General features: G+C 69.7%; 2 protein-coding genes and 1 pseudogene. 1 reads left to right on the plus strand and 2 read right to left on the minus strand.

What is annotated here, in order from left to right:
- Positions 1-65 precede the first annotated feature (65 nt).
- Positions 66-1,652: an MDR family MFS transporter gene (locus ABTY20_RS35075; protein ID WP_352001187.1), complete on the minus strand. Its 1,587-nt coding sequence runs from the start codon at positions 1,650-1,652 to the stop codon at positions 66-68.
- A 137-nt stretch (positions 1,653-1,789) separates the two neighbouring features.
- On the opposite strand from ABTY20_RS35075, the gene ABTY20_RS35080 reads away from it, so the two are divergent.
- Positions 1,790-2,386 carry a TetR/AcrR family transcriptional regulator gene (locus ABTY20_RS35080; RefSeq protein WP_352001188.1) on the plus strand — a complete coding sequence of 199 codons (597 nt, stop codon included), beginning with the start codon at positions 1,790-1,792 and terminating at the stop codon, positions 2,384-2,386.
- Between the two features lie 19 nt (positions 2,387-2,405).
- Here ABTY20_RS35080 and ABTY20_RS35085 read toward each other — a convergent pair.
- Positions 2,406-2,483: pseudogene (locus ABTY20_RS35085) on the minus strand (M23 family metallopeptidase); the annotation flags it as partial.

The raw sequence follows: 2,483 nt of genomic DNA on the forward strand, positions 1-2,483 counted from the left end.
GCACGGGGAACGGCCGGGGCCGGCGGCCGGTGTGCCGCCGGGGCCCCGGGGCCGCCCGGGAACGGTCAGACGGGCTCGGTGACCGCCGCCGGGGCCGGGGCGCCGTCGCCGGTGTCCCCCTCACGGGGGCCCGCGCCCTTCAGCGGGACCTCCTTCACGAACACCGCCGCCGCGAGCGAGACCACCGCGATCAGCGCGCCCAGGAGGAAGGCCGAGTGGGTGCCCGAGGACACCGCGTGCTGATAGGCCTCGCGGGCCGCCTCCGGCAGCTTCGCCAGGCTGGCGGCGTCCAGCTGGGCGGACTGCTCGGTCACCTCGGAGCCCAGCGCGCCGGCCTTCTCGGCCATGACGTCCTGGACCCGGTTGTTGAACAGCGCACCCATGATCGCGACGCCGAAGGAGGAGCCGAGGGTGCGGAACAGGGTGGCGGACGAGGACGCCACGCCCATGTCCCTCATCTCCACGCTGTTCTGCGCGACCAGCATGGTGATCTGCATCAGGCAGCCCATGCCGAGGCCGACCACGGCCATGAAGACACCGGAGGTGAGGCGCGAGGTCCCCGTGTCCATCGTGGACAGCAGGTACAGGCCGGTGATCATCAGCGCGCTGCCGAGCACCGGGAAGACCTTGTAGCGGCCGGTGTCGGTGGTCACCCGGCCCGCGACCATCGAGGTCACCAGCATGGCGCCGAGCATCGGCAGGAGCAGCAGGCCGGAGTTGGTGGCGGAGGCGCCCTGCACGGCCTGCTGGTAGAGCGGCAGGAAGAGCGTCGCGCCGAACATCACGAAGCCGGTGATGAAGCCGATGACGGACATCAGCGTGAAGTTGCGGCTGCGGAAGATGTGCAGCGGCACCACCGGCTCGGCGGCCCTGGTCTGCCAGAACACGAACCCGACGAGGGAGGCGACGCCGAGGGCGATCAGCTCCATGATCCGCGTGGAGGTCCAGGCGTACTCCGTGCCGCCCCAGGTGGTGACGAGCACGACGGCGGTGATGCCGACGGTCAGCAGCGCGACCCCGAGGTAGTCGATGCCGGCCTCGGCCCGCTTCCTCGGCAGGTGCAGGACGGTGCCGACGGCGGCCAGCGCGACCGCGCCGAGCGGCAGGTTGATGTAGAAGGCCCAGCGCCAGCCCCAGTTGTCGGTGATGGTGCCGCCGACCAGGGGGCCGCCGATCATCGCCAGCGCCATCACGGCGGCCATCATGCCCTGGTACTTGCCGCGCTCCCGGGGCGGGATCAGGTCGCCGATGATCGCCATGACGCCGACCATCAGACCGCCGGCGCCCAGTCCCTGCACCGCGCGGAAGGCGATCAGCTCGCCCATGTTCTGGGCCATGCCGCTGAGCGCGGAGCCGATCAGGAAGATGACGATGGACGTCAGGAACGTGGCCTTGCGCCCGTACATGTCGCCGAGCTTGCCCCAGACCGGGGTGGAGGCCGCGGTGGCCAGGGTGTAGGCGGTGACCACCCAGGACAGGTGCTCCAGTCCGCCCAGCTCGCCCACGATCGTCGGCATCGCGGTACCGATGATCATGTTGTCGAGCATCGCGAGCATCATCGCGATCATGAGCGCGAGCAGGATCACCCGCACGCTCCTCGGCTGCGCGCCGGTGTCCGTCTCCACGGCCCCCGCCGCTGGTGTGTCCGCCATGATTCCTTCTCCCCCGGCCACGGTCGTGTGACCACTGCTACTTACTTGCCGCCCGGCTAGTTCACTACACCGGGAAGCTAGTCGCGCAACTAGCCGGTCGTCAAGTAAGTTTTCGTCAAGAGGGGTCGAGTAGGAGGATGGGCGGCACCATGGACGGCACCAGACAGCGGCGCCGCGGGAACACCCGCCAGCGCATCCAGGACGTGGCCCTCGAACTCTTCGCCGAGCAGGGCTACGAGAAGACCTCACTGCGCGAGATCGCCGAGCGCCTGGACGTCACCAAGGCGGCGCTGTACTACCACTTCAAGACGAAGGAAGAGATCCTCGTCGGCATCTTCGAGGACCTCTCGCGGCCGCTGGAGGACCTGATCGAGTGGGGGCGGGAGCAGCCGCACTCGCTGGAGACCAAGCAGGAGATCATCCGCCGCTACAGCGCGGCGCTGGCGGGCGCGGCCCCGCTCTTCCGCTTCATGCAGGAGAACCAGGCCACGGTCCGCGAGCTGCGCATCGGCGAGATGTTCAAGACCCGCATGCTCGGGCTGCGGGACATCCTCATGGACCCGGACGCCGACCTGGTCGACCAGGTGCGCTGCCTCAGCGCCCTGTTCACCATGCACGCGGGGATGCACGTCCTGCAGGACGTCGAGAGCGACCCCGAGGAGAAGCGCAAGGCCGTCCTCGAGGTCGCCATCGATCTGATCACCCAGGCCCACCGGGGGGCCGGGAGCGCCTAGGCGCCGGGTGCGCGGTGGGTCAGACGGTGACGCCGTTGGCGCGCAGGAACTTCACCGGGTCCACGGCGGAGCCGTAGTTCGGGGTGGTGCGGATCTC

This window comes from Streptomyces sp. NPDC126497 (genome assembly GCF_040302425.1).
Classification (GTDB): domain Bacteria; phylum Actinomycetota; class Actinomycetes; order Streptomycetales; family Streptomycetaceae; genus Streptomyces.

Coding starts and splice junctions, on each gene's coding strand:
- ABTY20_RS35075 (WP_352001187.1), bottom strand. CDS start 1,652: ATGGCGGACACACCAGCGGCGGGGGCCGTGGAGACGGACACCGGCGCG.
- ABTY20_RS35080 (WP_352001188.1), top strand. CDS start 1,790: ATGGGCGGCACCATGGACGGCACCAGACAGCGGCGCCGCGGGAACACC.